Origin of the sequence: Arboricoccus pini (genome assembly GCF_900187945.1) — a bacterium.
Classification (GTDB): Bacteria; Pseudomonadota; Alphaproteobacteria; order Geminicoccales; family Geminicoccaceae; genus Arboricoccus; species Arboricoccus pini.
Map to the genome: position 1 here is coordinate 51,308 of NZ_FYEH01000006.1, position 18,759 is coordinate 70,066.

Genomic DNA, 18,759 nt, shown 5'->3' on the forward strand with positions numbered 1-18,759 from the left:
ATCCCTAGGACATCATCATCATGACCAAAACAAAGCCGACCGCTCCTAAGGCGCCCGCAGATTGCTCGCTGTCGAGGACGGCTGCGCCCGCAGTTCCGCCTAGAGCACCAGCAGCGAAGACGACCCCTCAAGCAACGCCGCTAGTGCAGCTGCAAGACTCAGTCCGAGTTCAGCCCCCGGCACCGAAGCCCACCGTCAGCACGCACGAGAAGAACGGAATTACCTTCACGCGCATCGACGCTGGGGTCCCCGAAGCCCTGCGCCAAGTCCCGTATGAGCAAGATGGCAGCAACAAAGGCTCCTACCTCGGGCACGCTCCGCCCCTCAAAGGTACGTTCGTCGCCGGAGAGGGCTGCTTCGTCACGGACATCGATCGCATCGGTGGGAAGTTCGTCGAAGTACGGCGTCCTGCCGCCACATGCACGCGCACCGACAATTGACCCCCGCCCCTTCACCCGCACCAACATCATCGAAAGACAGTGACACCATGACCACGGACAACACCAATCCCGATGCAGCCCTCTCGGCCATCTACGCCCCTGAGGCAGTCAAACGGGAACTCCGCGCACAGCAGGATGCCGCAGCGGCAGCAGCACGCAGCGCCCAGCGCCAAGCCAGCGGTGGCCCCAGTGACGCACAGCTCCGCGCCGCAGGCATCGCCACAAGTCAGGCAGACACCCAGCGCATGCTCCTAGAAAGAGCCGCAGCAGAGCGCGCCGCAATGATCGCCAAGCTGCGCGCCCAGAGCGCCGTCACTCAGGCCCAGACTGACGCCATCAAGGCTCGGTGGGCGGCCGCCGCTCCCCCGATGACCATCGAGACGGCCGCTGAACGAGAATATAAGGCCAAAGGCCAAGTCCACCGCTTCAGGTCCTCCACCGGCGATATCCTAACGCACCGCATGGCTCGCCAGGGTGACCGCTATGTTACCCCAGACGGCATGGAGATGGCCGTGGAAATGGCCCGTGCCCAAGGCCACCTCACGCGCAACCCGGATGGCACCTATAGCGAGGCCAACCCGTCTTTTCCAAAGCGGTGAGCGGCCCGCAAGACAAGAAGCCCGCTACTCCCACACCCGCCCTGTCCTCCAATCAGCGGGAACCCGATGTCCAACCAGAGGGGACCCCTAAGGATGACACCGGGATCACCGATGGCTCCGAAGCTTTCGGCGAAGACCGACTTGCCGTCGTCAATGAAGTCGCTGCGCAGATCGCCCCTGAACACCAGACGGCCCTAGTCCAGAGCTTCATTGAAGGCGACGGTGAGGTCAGTGGCTCGTTGATCAAGGCGGTTGCCATGACGACCGGCGTAGAAGCCTCGAAGATCGAAGCTGCGGTCAATGCCGCTGTGGACGGATACCGAGCATCCGCAACGGCCACTCTTGATGACCTCGCTGGTTCCTGCGGCCTTCACCTGCCCGAGGGATACTCGGTCAACCTAGATGGTGTTGTGGAGCACGTCCTGTCGCTGCCGGACGGCAAGGACATCATCAAGAAAGCCCAGATTGACTATCTGCGCACCCGCTCACCTGCCGTTCTCTACGACCTTCTCGACAAGGCAGTGACCGTTGCCGTGAGGGCGGATCGAGCCGCAGCAGCAGCTAAGGCGAAGTAGTCGTCCAAGCACTCGCCACAAGTGACACGCAGAGGGCCGCCTAGGAGCGGCTCTTTGCTTTTCTACAGGACAACCACATGGACGAATATACGCCAGAGCAGCGGGCTACCCTCGCTGCCCTCATCGCCCGATCCCGGGATCTCGAGGCTGACACTCGTTACTACCGGGCGCTCTTCGATGAACAGATACAAGCCTCAAAGCCCAAACGAACGCCGCTAGAGCGCCTGATGGAACACGCCGATCCGACCACGGGTGTCCTCTGGGTCAACGAGCACAACCAAGCCCGAAGGACGGGCGAAGACGTCTCGCGGCTCTTCTTTGAGGCGACCGGAATGAGTCCCAACGAATGCCGTGATGGTGGAGGCGTAGTCTTCGAGCCAACGCTTACCCAAACACGCGAAGCAGCCCGACAGGGCCGCTCAACTCCCTACCTCTCAAGAATGCACGCCATTTACTACCGCGTCCGCATCGAGCCGAAGGAAGTCAGCCAATGACCACCAACTATCAAATTCTAAAGCTCCAAGAGGAAATCAGCGCGCTCCTTGAGCGTGACCTTGAAGGATTGGCTGCGCGTCTGACGCTGCATTTCGGCGTCCCGCATACCCCGGAAATGGCCCGACCATTTGCACGGCGGCTCGTCGAGGTCGCCCCGCTCTACGCGTTTCTCGACAACACCCCCCCTAAGAACTGAACATGGCCGACACAAACGATACCATCCTCTCGCGCTCGGTCCGTTCAGGCGGCCAGCGCCCTGTCCCCTCTAGGGACAACCCCCTGCGTTCACTTGCAGGCCAAGGCCGCGATGTTTCCACCACGGGAAACTTCATGGTGGCAGGAGCTAGGCCCAACGGCTCGGACACCGAGCAGGCCATGGCGCTAGCGCGATCCCTCAAGGACTTCGCTCCAGACCTCGGTAACTTCTTCGGCACCCTTGAGGACAGCCGCAAGCAGGCAATGGAGCAGGCATACGAGAGCAAGCTCGGTGGGCTGACCTTGGATGAGGTCAAAGCCAAAGTTGCCGAAGGGCGGATCGATAACTACGACGACCCTTACTTTCAGGCAGCACTCCACAAAGGCATCGGCATCAAGCAGGCGCAGGCGGACATCTTGGACCTCCAGTCCCGCATGGCCGGCCAGAAGACCGACAACGGGGACCCCATCGATCCCACCGACCCTGATGCCATAGACCACGCCAAGTCCGCCCTGTATCAGCAACGCATGGGGCAATATGAGGGAAACGAGTATTTCACCTCAGGCTATCTCCCGCTCCTCGATCAGGTGGGCTCACAGCTAACAACGGCAGCGGCAGAGGGGCGCAACAGCAAGCTCAAGACGGCGGCTATTGACACGGCTGGGGCAGCCATCGAACAGACGCTTAGCAACGGCAAGGCTAGCGGGGCCGACATCAACACGACCTTGGCCGGCATCAATAGCAGCCGAGCCGGACTGATGAAGGTCTATAATTTCGCGCCTCAGGACTGGGATAACATCCTCCTGGCGACCGCTGACAAATATGCTGACCGTGGGGATGCCACCACGGCTTCGGCAATCCTAGATTACCGCAATGAGGCCGGCGGTTCCCTTTCGGGGAAACTCTCCTTGTCCCCCAAGGTGTCTGCGATCAGGGAGAAGGCCCTCGCTCAGCAGTCAAAGACCAACAGCGAGGCCTTCATCAATGCCCGCGTGCAGGCCCGCCAGATGGCCTCTAATGGAGAGGACCCGTCAGATTACATCGCCAGTGTTGAGGGGAAGGCCCCCGGCACCTTCTCAGCGAGTGAACGCGTTGCCCTGAGTGACCAAGCGTTGGACCGGCAGCGAACCCTTCGTGCCCAGCAAGAGGAGGCCACCGCTAGGTTCGCCATTGATCAGCAGAACGCCAACGCCAAGAACGCCATCCTTGCCCACAATATGGCTGGTAGTGAGCCTCCCCGTGGTTCCGATATGATCCCGGCCGGTCTCACCCTGACGGATGTGCAGGTGCCGAAGTACTCCTATGGCAAGTCCGAGCCGGAGATGATCACGTATACGGCAGAGCAGCAGAGGAACGATCTAGCACAGCGCTATTTCAATCAGCCTGATCGGCCCGGCGAGACACCATCTCAGCGGTTTGAGCGAGAAAGCCTTTGGGCAGAGGCTAATGGGATAACTGACGGCGCAAGCTGGATGTCTATCGCTAAGAGTGCCCCCGCCGCACTCTCTGTGGCTGGGGCCACGGGAAACATTCAGTCCACCAATATGAAAAGCCTTCAGACTGGCTATGCAACGTACAATGCCCTCCGCACCCGTGGTTCTGATAACTACCTTGCCCGCCTTCTACCGCAGGACACGCGGGACACTTATGAAGGTATCCGGTTCCTGACCACGGAAGGCGGCCAGACCTTCGAAGACGCCGCAAGGACGGTCGCAAAGTCCCGCTTTGATGAGAGCAAGCTCACTGTTGAGGACAAAACTATACGCGCGTCCAAGCTGGAGGACGCCGTTTCTGGCATTACCAGTTCACTCCGTGATGGCTGGTTTAGCGGCCCATCTGGAGGCGGCCAAGGTCTGGCTATATCCAACCCCGGAGACATCCAAGCCCGCATCAGGGACCTTGCCCAGCGCCTCGTGGTCAACGGCCTTCCTCAGGACGTAGCTGTGGCTCAGGCTGCCAAGCGGGTGCAGGACACCACGGTCAACATCAACGGCTACGCTACGTCATCCCTCGGCCTCCCTGACGGTATTGCTCCCGCAGCCGAGCAGTACGCCCAACAGTGGATCAAGGATCATCCTGAAGACGAGCTTGAGGCAAAGGACCTGAAGTTCGTTCCCCTTAACGACACCGGGGGCGGCTTTGCCATGGTGGATGCGCGGGGCGGCCTCGGTCGCAGCATCATCCCCTATGTGTCTCCGCAGGCCATCATGAAGTCCTACCAAGACCTTAAGCTGGGCCAGCTACAGGACGCACGTGCTGCTGAAGCTGCCCGCCGTGAAAACAATGCGAGGAACGCAAAGGACCGCCTGTCCACCGGCAGTGCACCTCAGGCATCCTCGGCTGCTACCTCTGGGCAGGGTCCGGTCAATGTCAGCGGGTTCGTCAAAGGCGTCGCTGATGAGAACCTGCAAGCCCAGACGGAGGCGTCTGAGGCAGGCGCAAACGGACAGTATGTCCCCATTGAGCCAGCACCGGGTATCCCGCCGCAGTCCATCACGGACCTTATCGGCAAGCTGACGGGCCTCGGTGTGGACACTGCGCCGGGCAGTAAGGGCCAGCACTGACGCTTGGTGGAGGGGAGCAGCAGCCTCGCCGCTGCCTCCTCTTCTTCAACGCCGCAATCAAACCCAAGGAGATTTAAGCGATGCGTACCAAGCAGCCTTTGCCTTGGGCAGAGGGCGACAAGATCGGCAGTACGCTCTTCACGTTCCTCAGTGAGGCCGAGGGAAGCAAGCCGCGTAAGGCTGTTGTGGCGTGTGCATGCTCGCCGGGAATGCCCGTCACGGTCGAGGTGAACAACCTGAAGAGCGGCAATACCACCTCCTGCGGGTGCCGACGCGGTCGCAACCAACACAGCACCAAGAGGCGCAACCAGCACCAAGAAGAAGAAGACATGGGCAGACCATACAAGCCGCAGTGGCGAACCGGAGAGTCGATTGGGAACAGCCCCTACATCCTCAAAGAAGAACTCGGACTCCTCCCTACGGGCAGTACGGTAACCCGCCATATCCTACTCACCTGCACCGGCTGCGGCGCTGATCGGCCTATCCAGCTGTCCAACGCCAAGCGCGGCACACTGCATTGCCCGACATGCGGGGGTTCGGACTATCTAGAGGAGAGCGAGCGGCTGGAGCGGGAGCAAGAGCGGCTGACCTATGAGGCCTCCAAGGCGGACGAAGGCACCGCTGCTGATCTCTACGCCGCTCTAGATGAGATCGAAGGTAGGCTACGGCGGCTCAAGCGTGAGCGAGCAATCGGGACTGATCGGCTCTACAACATCCCCCTCCCGCCAGACTACCGCTGGTATAATAGGCCAACCCCGAGCACCCCTGAGACCCACCTAGACGCCACCCAGATGGCGATGCAGGGTCCCGCATGGATCGGCCTAGACCACTGCCTCAGGGTGCTCTCCTTCGATTGCCATCTAGCCGGGTGGCCTCGGGATACCGGCGTGCCCCGCTGGAGGATGGTGGAGGAACTGGCTGCCAATCTGCCGTCAGCGTGCCCCTATACGGGCGAAGAGCTGAACCTTGAGGGTACATGGTGTGCTGCTGGGCGACCGCCTCACGGTCATCACCCCGAGGGCCATAAGCACTGGCTCAGGGTGGCCGATCCCGAGACAGCCGATCTAGGTGGCAGTTATTTCTTCGGGCCGCGTGGTACTTTTCAGCTCATCACGGCTCCCAAGCCGCCCACTGAGCCACCCAGAGGAACGCCTACGGTCGCCCTAATGGACCCGACTGACGGCTTTCGGCCTAACAATCTAATTGTGTGCTCGTGGCATGCCCTTGAGAAGGAAAGCGACCAATGCCCGATAGCGGCTTGAGGAAGTCCCAGCAGCGAGGTCCTGCACAAGGTGTTGCTTTTGGTCAGCCGACAGAGGCCGCCATTCTTCAGGCGATCAGCGGGAAACGGTAAGCTGGCCTAGCTAGCACACTTCTTAATGAACGACGTGCGGGCAGCACCGTGAAGCTTCTTGGTGTCAGCATCAGCGGCACACTTAGCGCTGCCATCCGTCGTCGTAGCGGTCGCCTTTGAGGACAGGCAGGTGCTCATGAAGCTCTTGCGTGCATCCCCGGATAGACCCTTCGTCTTCGCATCTGCATTGCAGGTCGTCATCTTGTTCTGCTGCGAGTTGGCCGCATGGGCCACATCGGGCAGTCCAGAGTAAAGCACCGCAGCCAGCGCGATAGCCGAAGACAACAAAGCTGCACGCATGATCCACCTCCTAGTTGATGCCCCAACGCGAGCTGAAGCTTGCGGCCGACCATCGCAGCGATGAGGCCTCGTGGAAAGCTAAAACGCCGGTCGAAGCTGTCGAGATCAGCCTTGCCTCAGGTACACGGAACAGGTACACACAGCACCGACCTCAGCGCACTTAAGTCATTGATTTTGCTTGGATAGAAGGCCCCATAGGCGTTTCCCGGGGGGTCCACCAATACACATGCAAGCTGCTGATTCACCTATAAGAATCAAGCCCAGCGGGCATCCCCAGCATTGGTGTTGTCGCGTTCCGCCCGCCGCCATGTGCATTCGACGGCAGTGATCCTCAGCCCGCTTGATAAGCAGCGTTCGATATGCCCGGCCTGCAAGCAGCCACGCCGAGCGGCGCCTCGCTTTCGCGAGGGGGGCCACCCTCCAGGCGCTCGGAACGCTCCGGCGGGCTGGCGCGCATCACACCTCCGCGGCGCACCAACGGTCCTGGCTTTGCGTACACGGGCGTAGGCCTTGCCGGAGCCGCATTACAGCGCCTCTTGAGACACGTCCCGGCGGCACACCGAAGCCGTCATCGACAGGCCTTACGCGGCAGATTGCTCTACGTCGACCGCAGCGACCGGCTTAGATGAGTTGGCCTCAACCAACGGCACCTCTATCGGCGAATCGGGCAAGGAGGGCGACACCGCTTCAATCGCGACGTTCTTCACGGGTCGCTCCAAGCAGCGAATTATATCCACCCTCCCCGGACGAATCACGGCGATGGCATCCCTGCTCACTCTAAACGTATGCATCCGACCCCCGCTAAATCAACTTAAAGATGCGTGATTTATCGACAAGAAACCGTGCAGATCACGTGAAATGACCGTGAATCCAGAGAAGGCCGCTGTGCCGCAAGGCAGATTTGCAACAAGCAGCAGTCCTTGAGAACTCAACCAAAACGCATCGACCGCTACGGCCTGCTGAGGCGGCTTGCGACCGCCACGGAGGTGTGGCCTACTTTTCCAGCGGTTCTCGCTGATGCCAGCTTGAGCACGGCACCCAATGGAATCGGGCGCAGGCTATGACCGCTTCAGGCGGCCTTGCTCTGCGACGATTGCTGGGGAGCGTTCGCCGTCACACGCGACAGGGCATCAATGTTATGGGCCTTGCCACGGACAACCGCCGGCTGAGCAGCGACGCAAACGCAACGTCGAAGGTCGACCCGGCCAGGACGGACAATGGCAATAGCTGTATCATCTAAACGAATGGTCTTCATCGCGCCAACCCTCAACCTTTGGTAGCGGCGTAATGATCTTCATTTCGATAAAATGCAATAGGAATTTGAGAGATAAATTTATCTTTTTGAGGGCACGGAACCTTTGATTGCCAGACCTCTCGAAATGCAAACTTTCAACCAGGCCGACTCGGGCAGGCGCGGCGTCAAAAGCGGCGATCTCACCCCTTGCCTTGACCTCTACGGTAAGCACGACCGGTAAGATCCGGGCCCATCAAGGTCGCCCGTTGAGCAAATCTGGTCAGGAGGTTCTGGTTGATCGTTAAAATGACCCTCGTCGGGTCAGCGGACGCACGAGCCCCCCGGATCTAGCGCCGTCTGCGTCGCTACTCCCCGGTGGTCATTCCCTCACCGACGGCATTGGCCGGCCGACCTTATCGGATGAAGAGCAGGGCACCTTTGGCCGACCCCACCGCTGGGCCTCTAACAATATGCCTCTAAGGGCTGCGAAGCCGGAAGGCCAAAGCCGTCATCACCATTCTAAATGGGTGAAATGCTTCCGACCAAGTTGCAAGGGCCCGCGCCAGAATGGCGGCTCTCTCTCAAACTCGATGGTGCAGGAAACCGGCACGCTGTTCCAGCCGTTCCCGGGTCACGAACCACAGGCCTAGGGGTCGGCCAGTCCTTTTATGGCTCACGAGGTGACGACGATGTGCATACCTTCCCTCTTGAGCCGGCTGCAGGCAAGACTGAAATCCCGTTTCGTCTATGCCGATGCCTTCGCTCGTATGATTAAGGAATCCACCGTGGGCCGGTCGATTACATGGGCCGTACGAGGATCGCCGCATCTCTCGTCAGGTAGCTGCGCACGTAAATCGACAATGAGCAGTCGTCAGCTTCTACAATGTTATAAGGGGAGCCCGCTGCGCTTCGATGCGTCGAGCCAGAGTCGAGCAATATCGTCTCACCGGCGACGGCTGCGAATCGCAGCCAGCCCGGCCAGTAGCAGCGACAGGCTAACGGGCAAGAGCGCGCTTGCCAGGCAATAACGCTCGACTTGCCGCGAACGACGATACTCCAGGCGGCCTGAAGGCAACGCGCCTGTCGGCCTCATGATGGGAATAGCGCGTGCCGTCAGCACCTGCGCCATGGTAGCACTGACGATCCGTCCCCAGGCCAGCAGCGGCGTCACAGCGGAATAGGCGGCGGCGCCCGGGCCATCATCGAAACTCAGGAGAGCATACCAAACTCGATTTGGACTCTCCTCCGCCGGCCGGCTCCTCGAAACCAGAGCGTTGCCGCCGCCAGTCGGAGCCAGGCACCGCGGCGCGCCCGCCTCCGAGCAATCGAGCAGGCTCGGTTCGCCTACGGCCTCGGGCATCCCAACGGCCGGGAGCCGATCGGCATGGATGGCGGCGACTGCGACTGTCCGCTTCGTCAAGTCGCCACAAGGACGATCGATCGGCACGGCCGCCGACGCATTCAGCATCAGCAATGACAGTACAAGCACCGCCAGAGCCTTGAACACGCCATCCTCCTGCGCACCTGGCACACGCCGACCTGACCGACCGAATCAGGCGTCCAAAAACCACAAAGGTTAATTTATGTCAAGAAAGATCAACCTTAATGATCGCATTCGCAGGGCCGTTCTTAACGCGGCGTTAATCTTGAGGCCGCATCATGATGATGTCCCTACAGATGGATGTGTCATTCATGCGCTTCACCGATCTTGCGCCTCAGCCATTCGCGGCGCTGCATCTCCTTCAAGTCATCGCCGCATTCTCGATCCTGTCTTTTTGGATCGGCGCACCACTATACGTCGCGCTGCTTGTCGCACCGCTAGCCGGGCTCTTCCCCTTAACGGGACCGATTCTGGGACTAAGTTGCGGACTTATGGCCTGGTCATGGCTATAGGCTGATCGCCGCTAACGGCAGACCAGGCGTCGGGCAAGCCTGCAACAGCTCGACTGGCCAAGCCGCGAAGATCGATTCAGAGGCTGGCGGCGCGTTCTTGGCCCTATACCTTTAGGGCCGCTAGCCGCCGGCGAGCTCGAGGGTCCTGGATTCGGCTGCCTGGTCAGCCGGTATACTGGCTAGAATCGGCATTGCGGCACCGTTGTCCGTGACAGGCGCGGCGATAACACACCCATTACGGACCACGGCAGCTGTCCCCGCAGCCCGTATCACCAATCGGACCCGGCCCGCCGAAATCTGTGCTTCAACGTTTGAACTGAGCCTTATCGACTTTGTCATGACCGCGCGCCGTAGTGATGATCAACCAGGGATAGCAGGGTTGATTAAGCGGACGCACATCAAGAAACCGTGAATTTACTAAAATGCAATTCATTGGCCCTATGCAATGAGGTGCAAGGCTGCCCAGCTCAAGCTGATCGGGCATGCAAACCTGAACGCGACCGTCTTATCAAAGGGCGGCAATGTAAGCGCGCCAGCCGCCATAGGAAGAAATATCCAGGGCACCGTCCTGGCCCGCCGGCTCCAGGATGAACCCCTTCGGGGTACTGCCGTCGTCGAGGTACGTCGTACCGATGCCTAAGGGTGCCGGAATATCGGCAACGAAGGCGCCAAACCCGGCGGCCGGCAGTGCCCAGACCTCAACCTCGATGGCCGCGCCCCTACGGTCGGCCACCCGGACGAGTCCGGGGCGGGCGGGCGGGCCGCCCGGCAGCGCCAGCAGACGATAATACGGCTTTGTTTTCGTCGCACGGAGGAAGCGCGCACCGCGCCGGACGAGTTCGCCATTGAGCGGCATGCCCGAGAGATGCGCGCCGACGACCACGACCTCTATCTCGTCGCCAACGGCTGTCGCCTGCCCGACCGGTGCTTCCGGCACCGGCGTGGTACTCGCCCCAAGCATGACGCCGGCGGCAGCATGCAGACGCATGCCCAAGGATGCCAGCAGACCATCCTGGCCGCGCCCGGCGATCAAGGTGACACCCGAGGGAAAACCGTCAGCGCGAAAGCGTGACGGCACCGCCAGCGCCGCGAGGTCCAGCAGATTGACGAAGTTCGTATAAGTCCCCAGCTCGCTATTGGGACCGATCGGATCTACTTCAAGCTCCTCCAGCTTGCGGGGCCGAGGATAGGTCGGCACCACCAGCAGATCGATCCGCGCCAGGATCGACTGGGCTGCCCGCCGCAGCGCTGCCAATTTGTACTGGCCGGCAAAGGCATCGGCGGCGCTATAAGCCTTGGCGCCTTCGATGATCCGCCTCGTCGTCGGATGAAGAATGTCCGGTCGCGTCTCCATGACGTCTCGGATGGCCTGATAGCGCTCGGCCACCCAGGGGCCAGCATAGAGCAAAGCGGCCACGTCGAAGAGTGGCTGCATGTCGACCGGCACGATCTCGACCTCGCTCAAGGCCTGGAGATCGCCCATTGCCGCGTCGAAGGCGGCTTCGGCCAGCGCGTCGCCGCCAAAGACGCGACTGCTGGCGTCAGGCACGCCGACCCGGAGGCGCGGTGGCAGACGCGATGGCATACCCCCGACAGGCAAGTCGCGGCAAAAGCCGTCCATGGGATCGTAGCCTTGCATGACGCGAAAGACCGTGTCGGCGTCGCCGACCGTGCTGGCAAAGACGGAGATCGTATCGAGCGTGCGGCAGGCCGGGACCACGCCACGGGTCGAAACACTGCCCAATGAAGGCTTGAGACCGACAATGTTATTGAGTCCAGCCGGCACGCGACCCGAACCGGCGGTATCCGTGCCAAGCGCAAAGGTCACGAGGCCACGTGCCACAGCCACGGCCGAACCGGAGCTGGAGCCGCCGGGTACATAGGCTGCATCAATGGCGTTGCGCGGAACCGGATAGGGCGTGCGCACGCCCACCAGGCCCGTGGCGAACTGGTCGAGATTGGTCTTGCCGATGGGAATGGCGCCGGCGGCTCGCAGCCGTTGCACTGCGAACGCGTCGACCGCGGCCTTATACGCAAAGTCCGGGCAGCCTGCCGTTGTCGGCAGGCCGACAACGTCGATGTTGTCCTTGACAGCGAATGGTACACCCCAGAGCGGTCGGCTCTTGGGATCGAAAGGCCCAAGGGCCTTGATCTCCGACAATATTTCGGCCTCGGATCGCAGAGTAATAAAGATCCCCGGATCGTCGAGGACGGCCATTCGACGATAGAGCTCGGCGATCACGAGCGTAGGATCGCTATCCCGGGCGTAAGCCTCGTGGAGTGCTCCGATCGTCGGAAACGCGCGCACCATCATCTTTTTCCCAAGCTGTGTCGGTCGCAAGATTGCACCGCGACACACCGCCCGCAATCGAGCGGATGATCTACCGTCGCGGGATGCAGCGGCCATGAGGTCCTGGGCGGCAAGCGCGGTTGCAACCGGCGGAATGGGGATCGAAGGCGAGCCGCCCGCCATGGCGCCATGCTGCGTCGCGTCGACCTTACTCGACGCTATTCCTCTCGACGTAGCATCCGAACGACGAGGGAGAGCCGCGATCGAAATTGCGATCGATGGACAGGTACCGGCGGTGGGACGCAAGCGGGCGAGACGACGCTGTCGCCGCAAGGGCGGGTGGCGCTTGTTATTCGCGGGAAGGATGGAACATGGTGCGCCCGCAGGGATGCGACTCCCAACGCTTTTGATCCCTGATTATACAAGGCTCTTTTCGACCAATACCGTTTCCGACCGCGCTGCTGGCCCGCATGATGGCCCAATGCGCGACGTGGCCGTCCATATCGAAGGTGGTGATCACTCTTCGACCTTCGCATCCTCCGTCACACGAAACCCGAAGATCCGGTAGGCGGAGAAAGGAGCGTCCCAAAGGGGCGCATGAACACACCCATCCCCGAAATGATCCTCAAGCGAGAAATGTTGCTGCGATCTGGCGTCATCGGTCGACCTCAGGCAGCCGGCTTCAGCACTACTTTGGTCCAGCCTTCATCACGGTTGTCGAAATGCTCGTACGCTGACGGCGCCTCATCCAGCTTCAAACGGTGGGAAATAATCTTGGATGGCGTCGCACGCCCGGTGTGGATCAGTCGGGCGAGCTGGCGGTTGTAAGCCTTGACGTTAGCCTGGCCGGTGCGGATTTGCTGACCCTTGAACCAGAAGGCGCCAAAATCAAAGGCCATCTTGCCCTCCTTGGCCAGTATGTCCGGTGCGCCCGGATCCTGCGGCACGAAAACGCCGACGACGCCGATCCCGCCAGTGGCACGCGTGGAGGCTACAGCCCAGTTCATTGTGACGTGATTGGCTTCCTTCCCGTGGCGATCGCAGCATTGGTAGCCGACACATTCGCAGCCACGGTCGGTTCCACGACCATCCGTCCGGTTGAGGATCTCCTCCACCGGATCGCAACGCCGTGTATCGATCGGAACGGCACCCAGCGAGGCCGCCAATCTCAAACGATCGTCATGCGCATCCACGACGAATACGTCCGACGCGCCCTTGATCATGGCCGAGTGCGCGGCCATCAGCCCAACTGGTCCGGCACCGTAGACCGCAACGCTCTCACCCGGCCGCAGGCCAGCGAGCTCCGTGGCATGCCAGCCGGTCGGGAAGATGTCCGACAGCATCACATAGTCGTCCTCCTTCGCCTGCGCGTCCGGCGGAAGGACGAGGCAGTTGAAGTCGCCATACGGCACGCGCAATGCCTCCGCCTGGCCGCCCTCATAGGGACCCATTTCGGCGAAGCCGTAGGCGGCACCGGCAGTGCCCGGATTTGTGGTCAGGCAAAAGCCAGTGAACCCGCGCTCGCAATTCTCGCAAAACCCACAACCGACATTGAAGGGCAGGACGACGCGATCACCTTTCTTAACCCGATCCACCGCACTGCCGACCTCGACGACCTCGCCCATGTTTTCATGGCCGAAGATGCGTCCCTTCTCAAAAGATGTGCGGCCCTCATACATGTGAAGATCCGAACCGCAGATATTGGTGCTGGTCAGACGCACCAGAACGTCGGTCGGCTTTTCGATGCGTGCGTCCGGTACGTTCGAGACGCTGACGTCACGCGGTCCATTATAGACGACGGCTTTCAATTGGCTGCTCCTTTCGAGCGGCAACTCGGATGGCGAGGCGCCTCCACAAGCCTGTCGAAACGCCGGCAGTCTGGCGGTTGATTGCGGCCAGCGCTTCCGGCCGGGAAAGGCGGCAGGCGGCCACCTGTCTTCCCATTCGACCTATCCTAGGGGAATCGGATTGCGAATCGCGTTCTCGTGAGAAAGGCATGGCGGCTTAAGCCTCCCCATGCATCCCCGCCGTCGCTGACACCAAGGCCCGTTTGCTACCCGATCGGGTGCACTGGATCAGAGGTGGAGCGTGAAATGCTTCTGCGCTGCCTCGAGCGGCAGCAGCGCGAGATCCTAGCTATCAAGCGTCGCCCCGATATGGCGCTGAACCGGCTACGCCAGCGCCGCGACCCGAAGGCAGTTGCTTCCACGGCGACGCGAAGCTGGTTATCTGACCATCGCGCGCGGGCCAGCGCCTCGCGCCGACTCGACGAGGCTCCCATGAATTCAGCGATTCGCTCGCACATGCGGGCCAGACCTGATTTCTGGCAACCGAACTGGATCGGGTGCTGGGCATTTCGGTGCAGCAGGAACGAGACGCCCAACACCAAGGCCTGATCAAGGTTTATCGGCACGGTGCAGGCAAGTGATGATCCGGCCATCACCATCCACAAGGCTCAGGCATTCGACAAAGAAACCGACCGATACCGGGTCGACACGGCCCGCAGACTGCACCGCGCGCCGCAGCCGAGGACCATGCGCTTCCCCGTAGGCGCATACCGCGCACATAATGATTTTCTCGACCTGTCTCCGAAAACAGCCAGAAATATGGCTGTCATCGCCTGAAACCTGAAGGGTTGCCCGGGACGGATCGGCTGGTCGGGATCACCCCTCCGGCCACCCACTCTATCAAACGGTCGATGCGCGCCAAGGCATGGGCGGCAAACGCCCACTTGCACGTCCTCTGCATCCTGCTCAACTTCGACATCCGAAAGGGCTGTTGATCAGACAATCCGCCGCTGCCTTTCGGCAACTCGAGTTGCGCCTTTGAGAAACCATGTGGAGTCGAGGGGACGGGGCTAGACTGCTCGCGAAAGCGAATGAGGCGATTCGCCCAGCGCTGCGACTGGCCCGCCTCCCAGCAAGTTACACCGCTCAGCGCGAGAACGACCTGCTCCACATGGCGTGGCGCGACAAGTTCAAGGATCTGATGGTTGATGTGAGGATAGCAGGCCTGAGATTTCAGACCCACGCCGAACGGCGTTCGTTCGCATGGTCGAAACCGGATGCACCCTGCAGAGATCGCCGGCATGGCCGGTCACGCTGTCGTCGAGGCCAGCGCCTCATCAATACATATCTTCGAAGCAAGCTCGCCCTCGTCCAGGCGGTCGTCATCAAGACACCAACGCCGGAAACCGACCGAAGGCGTCTGAAATTCCAAAGCAAAATCAGGAAATGGTGCGCCCGTAGGGATTCGAACCCCAAACCTCCTGATCCGTAGTCAGGTGCTCTATCCAATTGAGCTACGGGCGCTTGCGAGGCCCGTCACATAACGGGATCAGATGCGGCGCGCAAGTCCCTCGGCGCTCATGAGGAGGGGATGAGTTGCTGCAGGCTGCGCGCCATCTGCTCGGCGCTCACGTCGTGACCGAAATGGGCAAGGTACTCGCCGCTCGGGCTCATCAGATAAGTGAATCCCGAGTGATCGACGCTATAATTGCCATCTTTGTCCGGCGTACCCTTGTGGACGTAGACGCGATAGGCACGGGTCACCGCATCGATGTCTTGCTGCGAGCCGGTGAGGCCAATTAGCGATGGATGGAAGGCACGGACATAGTCACGCATCACGCTGGGCGTGTCACGGCCGGGGTCGACGGTGATGAAAAGGGGAACGATGTTCGCTGCTTCCGCAGGCGGCAGATCATCCAATGCCTGGCTGATCGTTTGCAGGCCAAGCGGGCAGATATCCGGACAATAGGTGTAGCCGAAATAGACGAGCTTGTAGCGATCGGCGAAGTCGCGTTCCGTCACGCGTCGTCCATCATCGGCCGTGAGCGTGAACGGGCCGCCGATCAACGCCTGACCAGTGACCACGTTGGCCTGCTTATCCGCTCGCTGGACGATGACCGTCGCCAAGGCTGCGCTTACGACCGCCAGAGAGATCAGCCCTGCGAGGAACAGCCTTGATCGCATGGACCCGCTCCATCTCATCCCGCCACCGCCGGCATTACGTCAAAGACCTTGCCCGCAACAGCCTTTCCATATCGTCAACCGCGCCAATCGCAACAATGGCGAAATCTAGGACAGGCAGCGGCCGAGCGACTGTGACGTGATGTCGCTCGATGACGAGGTCATTTAGCAGAAGGCGCGTCGCGCGCGAAATGGCGCCAGATCGACCAGAGGCTGACGACCAGCAACAAGATCGGCCACGAGGCGGCCCGTTAAGGGACCGAGTGTCAGGCCGATATGCTGGTGGCCGAATGCGTACCAGAAATTGCGTAGCGCCGGTGCCCGGTCGACCACCGGCAGGCTGTCGGGCAATGACGGCCGGTGGCCCTGCCATGCGTCGTCAACGGTCGCTGTCAGACCCGGGACGAGACGGCGGGCGGGCTCGATCAGCCGACGGATGCGGGCATAGTCGGGGGGCGCCGCGTTACTGGCGAGCTCGACGCCGCCTGTGAGGCGAAGCCCATGCGTCATCGGAGCGACCACGAAGGATCCCTCGACGGTGTAGACTGGATTGTTCAGGGTGACGGCCGGATGCGGCAGCATGAGATGATAGCCGCGCTCGGCGATGAGCGGGACCGGCGCACCGCTCATCCTCGCCAGCGCACCGCTGAACGCGCCCGCCGCTAACACCACCCCATCGACGGCGAGCTTACCGGCGTCGGTGATCACGGTCTTAACGACGCCATCCGCTCGCTCGATGTCCCGTACGGTCTGACGCACATGCTCCGCCCCCCGTTCCATGACCGCGCGCGCGATACCTCCCGTGTAGTCCTGGGGATGCCGCACCGCCCGGCAATCGGCGATCAACACGCCTGCCGCGATCTCGGGATTGAGCGCAGGCTCCAGATCAAGGCATCCCTCGCGGTCAAGCATATGGTAGACGACGCCAAACCGGTCATAATAACGTCGAATTGACGCCATGTAGCGATCGAGCCGCTTTCGGTCATAGGCGACCTTCAGCCAGCCGCCGCCGCGGACAAGATCGCCGAGCCCGGCTTGCTGGATGACGATATCGTGCGCCTGGTTCGCGTGTTGCAACAGGGCAGCCAGCGCCACAGTGGAACTCTCTACCGTGCGGCTACGGCTGGCAATGCAGAAGCGGACCAACCAGGGCAGAAGTTCCGGCAGATGACGCCAGCGAATGCTTAGAGCGCCCATCGGATCACGCAGCATTGCCGGGACGCCCCGCAACGTTTCGATCGTCGCTAGCGGTGTGATCGCGCTACAGCTGATGATTCCCGCATTGCCCTTCGACGTGCCGGCGCCAGGCTCGCGCGGATCGACCAGCACGACGTCGTGGCCGTCGCGCTGCAAAAAAAGCGCGCAGGAGCAGCCAACGATGCCCGCGCCCACGACAGCGATCCTACCCATGTCTTATTCCCCGGCCGATTCGGCCCGCTTGTCGCTTCTTCGTCGAACGCTAGAGTGAGCGCATCGGCGCGCCAAGACGATCACGCGTTTGCTTGAAGCAAATGGTGTTCCGCGCTCTGTCATCGGATAGCTACATTTTGCCCAGCGTCGTGATCACCGTCGCCCAATCAGCACCGCTCCCCGACGATCTCCCGGGCAATGCGGCCGCGATCCGCGAAGCCCGCGAAGCGGCCGCCCGCATGCAGGCGCGGCTCGTCGTCTGTCCGCAAGATGCGCTGACGGGTCGGCCGGCCGCCGGCATCGCCTTGCGAGCCGATCTCCTGGCGAACTGCACGAAGCTCGTTGAACAATTCGTTCACGAGACCGCCGATGGCGGCCCGGCCCTTCTCTTCACGGCACCGCGTCAGACGTCCGAAGGCCTGGCCGATGTCGTCATCCTGGCGCAGGACGGCGCGGTCGCCGGCTGGCGCGCGCGCCACAGGCTGGAGCCAGAAGAGATTGCGACACTCGTGGCCGGTCCGGTCCCCGGTCCTTTGCCCCTCCGCCTCGACGAGGGCCGCGTCCTGCGACTTGGCGTCGTCCACGGAATCGACATTGAGACACCGGACGTTTCCGAAGCGCTGGCGGAATCCGGTGCCGAGCTTTTGATCTCCGTCATCGCCAGCAGCTTCGATCCGGCAGCCCCAGATATCCTCTTAAACAATGTCGTTAGCCGGATCAGGGAAACAGGACTTGCCTGCCTCGTCGCGAATCTGGCGGGCGCCCTTGACGACCGCGTGCATGCCGGCGGCTCCTTCGCGCTCGATGCCGATTGCCGCCTGCGGGCCTCGACGTTGCCGCTGGCGGCAGACCATCTTGCAACCAGCTGGGCGATCGAACCCGACGGAATTCGGCTTTTGGAGGGCAGGGTTCGGTTCCCGCCGCCGCCGGGGGTTCTCAGATCGCAAGCCCTCTGCCAGCGACTGCGCGCCATGGTCAGGGAACGCAAGTTCGATGGCATCCTGCTTCGTGCAGGCGAGCCGCGTCTGGCGGCACTGGCGATCGACGCAGTCGGCCCCTCCAAGGTCCGCATCATCGATCTCGACGAGGCCTTGGTTCCTCTTATCGCGGGGCTGACAAGAACGCTCGAGAGTACGCTCCATGCCGCACCCCCGAAGATCCGGGTGGAGGACAGCCTACGTCTTCTGGCGCTGCGGCTGGCAGCCGAGACTGCAAACTGCCTCCTCGTGGGGGCGGGAGGCTATGACCCCTTTGGCGCGAGCGAATCTGGCTGGCCGCGAGCAACGTGACAGACGGTTGCCCGCCCTTCCCCCGCAGCCCGAGGATCAGTTGTACCGACACTGGCACTCTTGTATAAGGCAGCCACCCGGACGGCGTGGCTTTGCCGGCATACGCCTGCGCGCGCCAGTCGTTCGAACCGAGGACTTTCGCGGTCCCGCAG

General features: G+C 61.7%; 15 protein-coding genes and 1 tRNA gene. 9 read left to right on the forward strand and 7 right to left on the reverse strand.

Annotated elements, in window-relative coordinates:
- The first annotated feature begins 143 nt into the window (after window positions 1–143).
- The 7 genes from CFB17_RS19005 to CFB17_RS09810 all read left to right on the forward strand — a co-directional run bounded on the left by CFB17_RS19005 (window position 144) and on the right by CFB17_RS09810 (window position 6,131).
- Window positions 144–440, forward strand: coding sequence for a hypothetical protein (locus CFB17_RS19005; protein WP_133063885.1), 297 nt, complete (start codon window positions 144–146; stop codon window positions 438–440).
- Between the two features lie 47 nt (window positions 441–487).
- Window positions 488–1,039 carry a hypothetical protein gene (locus CFB17_RS09785; protein ID WP_088561365.1) on the forward strand — a complete coding sequence of 184 codons (552 nt, stop codon included), beginning with the start codon at window positions 488–490 and terminating at the stop codon, window positions 1,037–1,039.
- Complete coding sequence (locus tag CFB17_RS09790; protein ID WP_088561366.1) at window positions 1,036–1,614, forward strand: hypothetical protein; 579 nt, start codon at window positions 1,036–1,038, stop codon at window positions 1,612–1,614. The genes CFB17_RS09785 and CFB17_RS09790 overlap by 4 nt, the downstream gene beginning before the upstream one ends.
- Before the next feature lie 77 nt (window positions 1,615–1,691).
- Window positions 1,692–2,108 carry a hypothetical protein gene (locus CFB17_RS09795; RefSeq protein ID WP_088561367.1) on the forward strand — a complete coding sequence of 139 codons (417 nt, stop codon included), beginning with the start codon at window positions 1,692–1,694 and terminating at the stop codon, window positions 2,106–2,108.
- Window positions 2,105–2,305, forward strand: a complete 201-nt coding sequence (locus CFB17_RS09800; protein ID WP_088561368.1) for a hypothetical protein — start codon at window positions 2,105–2,107, stop codon at window positions 2,303–2,305. The genes CFB17_RS09795 and CFB17_RS09800 overlap by 4 nt, the downstream gene beginning before the upstream one ends.
- Window positions 2,306–2,307: 2 nt before the next feature.
- Window positions 2,308–4,869 carry a hypothetical protein gene (locus CFB17_RS09805; protein WP_088561369.1) on the forward strand — a complete coding sequence of 854 codons (2,562 nt, stop codon included), beginning with the start codon at window positions 2,308–2,310 and terminating at the stop codon, window positions 4,867–4,869.
- An 80-nt stretch (window positions 4,870–4,949) separates the two neighbouring features.
- Window positions 4,950–6,131, forward strand: coding sequence for a hypothetical protein (locus tag CFB17_RS09810; protein WP_088561370.1), 1,182 nt, complete (start codon window positions 4,950–4,952; stop codon window positions 6,129–6,131).
- Between the two features lie 98 nt (window positions 6,132–6,229).
- Here CFB17_RS09810 and CFB17_RS09815 read toward each other — a convergent pair whose 3' ends face one another.
- From CFB17_RS09815 to CFB17_RS09840, 4 genes are all read right to left on the reverse strand, one after another.
- Entirely contained in the window at window positions 6,230–6,523 is a 294-nt protein-coding gene (locus tag CFB17_RS09815; RefSeq protein WP_088561371.1) for a PsiF family protein, read from the reverse strand.
- 2,177 nt (window positions 6,524–8,700) lie between these two features.
- Window positions 8,701–9,264, reverse strand: coding sequence for a hypothetical protein (locus tag CFB17_RS09825; RefSeq protein ID WP_088561373.1), 564 nt, complete (start codon window positions 9,262–9,264; stop codon window positions 8,701–8,703).
- Window positions 9,265–10,158: 894 nt separating this feature from the next.
- Window positions 10,159–11,964, reverse strand: coding sequence for an allophanate hydrolase (gene atzF / locus CFB17_RS09835; RefSeq protein WP_088561375.1), 1,806 nt, complete (start codon window positions 11,962–11,964; stop codon window positions 10,159–10,161).
- Window positions 11,965–12,608: 644 nt separating this feature from the next.
- Window positions 12,609–13,748: a glutathione-independent formaldehyde dehydrogenase gene (locus CFB17_RS09840; RefSeq protein WP_088561376.1), complete on the reverse strand. Its 1,140-nt coding sequence runs from the start codon at window positions 13,746–13,748 to the stop codon at window positions 12,609–12,611.
- Between the two features lie 273 nt (window positions 13,749–14,021).
- On the opposite strand from CFB17_RS09840, the gene CFB17_RS19175 reads away from it, so the two are divergent.
- Entirely contained in the window at window positions 14,022–14,336 is a 315-nt protein-coding gene (locus CFB17_RS19175) for a hypothetical protein (RefSeq protein WP_165769537.1), read from the forward strand.
- 838 nt (window positions 14,337–15,174) lie between these two features.
- On the opposite strand, the gene CFB17_RS09860 is transcribed toward CFB17_RS19175, so the two are convergent.
- The 3 genes from CFB17_RS09860 to CFB17_RS09870 all read right to left on the reverse strand — a co-directional run bounded on the left by CFB17_RS09860 (window position 15,175) and on the right by CFB17_RS09870 (window position 17,318).
- A tRNA-Arg gene (locus CFB17_RS09860) sits at window positions 15,175–15,251 on the reverse strand.
- Window positions 15,252–15,305: 54 nt separating this feature from the next.
- A complete protein-coding gene (locus CFB17_RS09865; RefSeq protein ID WP_165769538.1) occupies window positions 15,306–15,911 on the reverse strand; it encodes an SCO family protein in 606 nt (201 codons plus the stop codon).
- A 162-nt stretch (window positions 15,912–16,073) separates the two neighbouring features.
- Window positions 16,074–17,318, reverse strand: coding sequence for an NAD(P)/FAD-dependent oxidoreductase (locus CFB17_RS09870; protein WP_088561381.1), 1,245 nt, complete (start codon window positions 17,316–17,318; stop codon window positions 16,074–16,076).
- A 137-nt stretch (window positions 17,319–17,455) separates the two neighbouring features.
- Between CFB17_RS09870 and CFB17_RS09875 the strand changes: the two genes are divergently transcribed.
- On the forward strand, window positions 17,456–18,607 hold the full coding sequence (locus CFB17_RS09875) for a nitrilase-related carbon-nitrogen hydrolase (protein ID WP_165769539.1): 1,152 nt from the start codon (window positions 17,456–17,458) through the stop codon (window positions 18,605–18,607).
- Window positions 18,608–18,759: the final 152 nt, after the last annotated feature.